Source organism: Streptomyces sp. NPDC041970 (assembly GCF_055588985.1).
The window spans coordinates 77,114-82,514 of sequence record NZ_JBVJCD010000027.1; the positions used below are offsets into that span (position 1 = coordinate 77,114).

The window sequence follows — 5,401 nt, forward strand, 5'->3', positions numbered from 1 at the left end:
GACCACGCCGGGAAAGGGGGGGGGGGGGGGGGGGGACAACACCCCTGCGGGCCGCCCCCCCCCCCCCCCCACGCGCCCCCCCGGCCCCCCCCCCAGCGCCCCCAGGCCCGAGCACGGCACGTCCATCAGGACGCGGTCGAAGCTGCCGGGCAGCCACGGCGGGCGGGTGCCGTCGGCGGTGACGACCTGGTACGGGCCGGGGTTGCCGGCCAGCGCCCGCTCGACCAGCCGGGCGCGGTGCGGCTGCTTCTCGGCGGCGAGCAGGCTCGCGCCCCGCTCGGCGGCGAGGGCGGCGAGCAGGGCGGCCTTGCCGCCGGGGCCGGCGCAGCCGTCGAGCCAGCGGGCGTCGCGGCCCTCGACGGGGGCGGCGGCCAGGGCGGCGGCGACGAGCTGGCTCCCCTCGTCCTGGACGCCCGCCCGGCCCTCCTGGACGGCCGTCAGCGCGCCGGGCTCGCCGCCCTCCGCCATCCGGACGGCGTAGGGCGACCAGCGGCCGGGCAGGGCGTTGTCCTCGCCCAGGGCCTCGGTCAGCTCCTCGGTGGTGGAGCGGCCGGGGCGGGCCGCCAGGGTCACCTCGGGCCGCTCGTTGTCGGCCTCCAGGAGGTCCTCGATGCCCGCGCGCCCGCCGCCCAGCGCGTCCCAGAGGGCCGAGACGATCCAGCGGGGGTGGGAGTGGACGACGGAGAGGTGGTCCTCGGCGTCCTCCTCGTAGGAGGGGGCGACCCGCTCCAGCCAACCGTCGAGGTCGTGCGCGGTGACCTTGCGCAGCACCGCGTTGACGAACTTCGCGCGCCCCTCCCCCAGCACCACGCGGGCCAGCTCCACGCTCGCGGAGACGGCCGCGTGGGTGGGGATGCGGGTGCCGAGCAGTTGGTGGACGCCCATGTTCAGCACGTCGAGGACCGGCGGGTCGACCTCGCGCAGCGGCCGGTCGACGCAGGCCGCCACGATCGCGTCGTACGTGCCCTGGCGGCGCAGCGTGCCGTAGACCAGCTCGGTCGCCAGCGCCGCGTCCCGGCTGTCGAAGTCGCCCTTGGCGCGGGCCTTCTTCAGCAGCGGGGGCAGGACGAGGTTGGCGTACGCGTCGCGTTCGTCGACGGCCCTGAGCGCCTCGAAGGCGAGGAAGCGGACCGGGTCCTTCTGCGGACGGCGGTGGGGCCTGGCGGGACGGCGTCGCGGCTGGTCGTTCACGTGAAAGGTGCTCCGCTGAGGGTGAGGGGGACGATCCCTCCCAGCGTACGTCGCCGCCCCCGGCCCCCCGTACGGCAGCCCGGAGCGGGCTACCCGCCCAGCAGCTCGCCGGGGGCGATCCGGACGCCGCGCGCCCAGTCGGCGGCCCGCATCGGCTTCTTGCCCTGCGGCTGGACCCAGAGCAGCTCCACGGCGTGCGAGCCGGTGCCCGCGTACACGTTGTTCTTGGCCGCCGACAGCTCGCCGGGGGCCAGGTCCGTCCGGTCCGGGACGGGCACGGCCTGGACCAGCTTGAGCCGCTCGCCGCGGAAGAGGGTCCAGGCCCCAGGCGCGGGGGTGCAGCCGCGCACCACCCGGTCCACGCGCAGCGCGGGGGCGGACCACCGGATCTCCGCGTCCTCGACGGTGATCTTCGGGGCGAGGGTGACGCCCTCGTGCGGCTGCGGAACGGCGTGCAGCGTGCCGTCCTCGATGCCGTCCATGGTCGCGGCGAGCAGTCCGGCGCCCGCGAAGGCGAGCCGGGTGAGCAGGTCGCCGCTGGTGTCGGTGGGGCGGACCTCCTCGGTGAGGACGCCGTAGACGGGGCCGGAGTCCAGGCCCTCCTCGATCAGGAAGGTCGACGCGCCGGTCACCTCGTCCCCGGCCATCACCGCGTGCTGGACCGGCGCCGCTCCCCGCCAGGCGGGGAGCAGCGAGAAGTGCAGGTTGACCCAGCCCCGCACGGGCACGTCGAGGGCCGCCCTGGGCAGCAGGGCCCCGTAGGCGACGACCGGGCAGCAGTCCGGGGCGATCTCGCGCAGCCGGGCGAGGAAGTCCTCGTCACGGGGCTTCACGGGCTTCAGGACCTCGATCCCGGCCTCCTCGGCCCGCTCGGCCACCGGGCTCGCGACGAGCCTGCGGCCCCGTCCGGCGGGCGCGTCGGGGCGGGTCACGACGGCGGCCACCTCGTGGCGGCCGGAGGCGATCAGGGCGTCCAGGGCGGGGACGGCGACCTCGGGGGTGCCGGCGAAGACGAGCTTCATGGGTGGCTGACTGCCTCTCGGGCCGAGACGTGCGGTGACGAGCAGCACACCAGTCTAAGCGGGGCGCCGGCGCGTCCAGCGCGGGGTGCGCGCCCGGCCGCTCGGGGGACGGGGCCGACCCGAGGCGCGACGGCGGGGGGCGTACGCGCGCCGCGCACGCCCCCCGTGCGCGGAACGCACACGCCCCGACAGCGTGACCCCGCACCCGGCTCGGGCGTTGGTCAAAGGAGATTGACCGAAGCGGGCCGCCCCGACGCGGCCCGATCCCTTTCAACGCCGGTTCGAGAGGCTTCTTCATGGCCGACCACGCAACCCACGACGCCCAAGCGCGGGCCAGTCTGCATCTTCTGGTGCGGGACATCGAGCGGGTCCGGCGGCAGGTGGACGCACTGCGCACCCTCACCGCACAGCTCGGCAACGTCTACCGCCCGCGCCGCTCCGGCCCCTCCGCGGGCTTCGTCGTCTACGGCAGGGCCCCGGCCCCCACCGTCCGCCTCGCCCAGGAGCTGCGGGACAGCGTCGAGACCCTGGTCACGGCGGCGGTGGACTTCGACCGCTCGCTGGGCTTCTCCTGGGACGCGGTGGGCTCCGCCCTCGGCGTCACCAAGCAGGCGGTGCACCGGCGCTACGGAACGCGCCGGGCCGCCCCGCAGCCGACCGCGGAGGCGGGCGGCGAGACGGCGGCCGTCCCGCGCCCGGCGTCCGTCGGCACCGGCCCCGGCGGCTCGCCCGCCGCGGGGCCGGGCGCGCCGTCGCCCACGGTGCCCGCCGCCCGCGCGATGCCGCCGCAGCCCTCCGCCCAGAAACCCGCCCGCGAGGAGCTGCGCCCCGGCGCCTTCCCCGGCCCCCGCAACGGCTGACCCCCGCGGCCCCGCCCCTCGCACCCGCCGTGCGGGCCGCGCGGCGGGGCCTCAGCCGATGTCGGGCGGATCGATGCGGATGCGCACCTGGTCCCCTCCGCCCTTGGCCGTACGCGCCGCCTGCGCGGTCTTCAGCGCGCGGGCGAGCGCGGCGCCCCGTCCCGGCGCCACCCGGATCAGCGCGCGCTCCCAGCTCTCGCCCGGCGGGGCCTCACCCGGCCGGCGCGGGCGTCCGGGCTCGGCCGACGCGACCGGCACCGGCCCCAGGACCTCGGCCTCCGGCGGCAGGCCCGCGGCGGGCAGGAACTCCGCGAGCACCTCGGCCGGCCCGGTCACCGAGGCCATCCGGGAGACCGGCGGGAAGCCCAGCTCGGCCCGTTCCGCCAGCTCCCGCCGCGCGAAGCCGGCCGGGTCCCACCGGACCAGGGCCTGCACGGCCCGCAGCGTCGGCTCGGCCACGATCACCACCGTGCCGCCCTCCTCCTGCCCCCGCACCAGGGAGGCGGCGGCCGTCCAGCGGCGCAGCGCCTCCTCCCCGGCCCGCAGGTCGGGGCGGCCGAGCATGGCCCAGCCGTCCAGCAGGAGCGCCGCCGCGTACCCGCCCTCGGCCACGGGCTCCGCGCCGGGGGTGCTGACGACCAGGGCGGGGGCGTTGGGCACCGCGTCCAGGACGTGGTCGCGCCCGGACGTGCGGACCGGCACGGCGGGGAAGGCCCGGCCCAACTCCTCGGCGGTGCGGCGCGCCCCGACGATCTGGGCCCGCAACCGGGTCGCACCGCACTGTGCGCAGTGCCAGGCCGGCTCGGCCCGCCCGCACCAGGAGCAGTCCAGGCCCCGCTGGTCGGGGGCCTGGAGGGGGCCCGCGCAGTGCCGGCAGCGGGCCGGGGCGCGGCAGCGCTCGCAGGCGAGGCGGGGGGCGTAGCCGCGGCGGGGCACCTGGACCAGCACCGGGCCGCTGAGCAGGCCGTCGCGCACGGTCCGCCAGGCCAGGCTGGGCAGCCGGGCCGAGCGGGCGGCTCCGTCACGGGCCAGCTCCGCGTCCCCGACCGTGCGCACGAGAGGCGCGGCCCGGCGCACCTGCTCCCGGTCGGCGAGCAGGGGCAGCGCCCAGCCGGTCTCGACGAGCTGGGCGGCCTCGACGGTGCAACCGGTCCCGCCGAGCAGGAAGCCGCAGCGGCCCTGGGCGGCGCGCAGCTCCAGGACCTCGCGGACGTGCGGGAAGGGGGCGTTGTCGTCGCTGTGGCTGGAGTCCCCGTCGTCCCAGACGACGACGAGCCCGAGGTCCCGCACCGGGGCGAACATGGCGGCGCGCGTCCCCACGACCGCCCGCACCGAGCCCCGGCGCACGGCGAGCCACTGGCGGTAGCGCTTCTCGGGGCCGGAGTCGGCGGTCAGCAGCGCGTGCCGGCCCGCGCCGAGCAGCTCGGTCAGGGCCGCGTCGACCCGGCCCGCGGCCCGGCCGTCCGGGACGACGACGAGCGCCCCGCGCCCGGAGGAGAGCGTCGCCGCGACGGCACGGGCCGTCTCGGCGGGCCAGTGCGGTCCCGGCAGGGCGGTCCACACCGCGCGGGGCGCGCCGCCCTCCGCCAGGGCGCGCAGGAAGGCCGGCCCCTGGCCGTACCGCTCCCAGGTGCCCGGCTCCGGGGGCGGGGGCGGCGGCAGCGGGGGCGGGGAGGGCTTGGACTCGGCGCGGCCGTTGCGCGGGGGGACGGCGAGCTGGAGGACGTCGGCGAGGCTGCCCGCGTACCGGTCGGCGACGGCACGGGCCAGCGCGAGCAGCTCGGGCCCGAGGACCGGCTCCGGGGAGACGACGTAGGCGAGGGCGGCCAGCGCGCCCTGGTAGTCGGAGTCGGCCCGGCGCTCGACGATGAAGCCGTCGATCAGGCCGCCGCCCTCGCGCCGCCCGCCCTGGACGTTGCGCCCCCCGGCCCCGAACCGGACCCGGACCCGCACGCCCGGCTGCGCGTCGGCGTCCAGCTCCTCGGGGACCGCGTAGTCGAAGTACTGGTCGAGGTGGAGGACGCCCTTGTTGACCAGGACGCGGGCGACGGGCAGCTCCGGGGCGAGCGCCGCGCCGCGCCAGGTGCGCGGCTTGGCGCGCGGCGTCTTCGCCCTGCGCACCGTCTCCCGGATCAGCGCGAGCTGTTCCGGCGCGCCGGCGCCCGGCTCGGCGGACCGCTCGTCGTCGCTGCTCACAGTCGCATTCCTACCAGAGGGCACTGACACGGGCGGGGGCACGGGGGGGGGGGGGGGGGGGGGGGGGGGGGGGGGGGGGGGGGGGGGGGGGGGGGGGGGGGGGGGGGGGGGGGGGGGGGGGGGGGGGGGGGG

The 5,401-nt window shown here is 78.8% G+C and carries 3 protein-coding genes and 1 pseudogene; 1 reads left to right on the forward strand and 3 read right to left on the reverse strand.

Annotation, left to right across the window (positions count from 1 at the left end):
- Positions 1–72 precede the first annotated feature (72 nt).
- Together ACZ6EJ_RS15675 and fmt are read right to left on the reverse strand one after the other, a co-directional pair.
- A pseudogene (locus ACZ6EJ_RS15675) lies at positions 73–1,191 on the reverse strand (transcription antitermination factor NusB); the annotation flags it as partial.
- Between the two features lie 89 nt (positions 1,192–1,280).
- Positions 1,281–2,213, reverse strand: a complete 933-nt coding sequence (fmt, locus tag ACZ6EJ_RS15680; RefSeq protein ID WP_469267604.1) for a methionyl-tRNA formyltransferase — start codon at positions 2,211–2,213, stop codon at positions 1,281–1,283.
- Between the two features lie 296 nt (positions 2,214–2,509).
- Between fmt and ACZ6EJ_RS15685 the strand changes: the two genes are divergently transcribed.
- Positions 2,510–3,073, forward strand: a complete 564-nt coding sequence (locus ACZ6EJ_RS15685) for a hypothetical protein (RefSeq protein ID WP_469267605.1) — start codon at positions 2,510–2,512, stop codon at positions 3,071–3,073.
- A 51-nt stretch (positions 3,074–3,124) separates the two neighbouring features.
- Here ACZ6EJ_RS15685 and ACZ6EJ_RS15690 read toward each other — a convergent pair whose 3' ends face one another.
- Complete coding sequence (locus ACZ6EJ_RS15690) at positions 3,125–5,269, reverse strand: primosomal protein N' (protein WP_469267606.1); 2,145 nt, start codon at positions 5,267–5,269, stop codon at positions 3,125–3,127.
- Positions 5,270–5,401 lie beyond the last annotated feature (132 nt).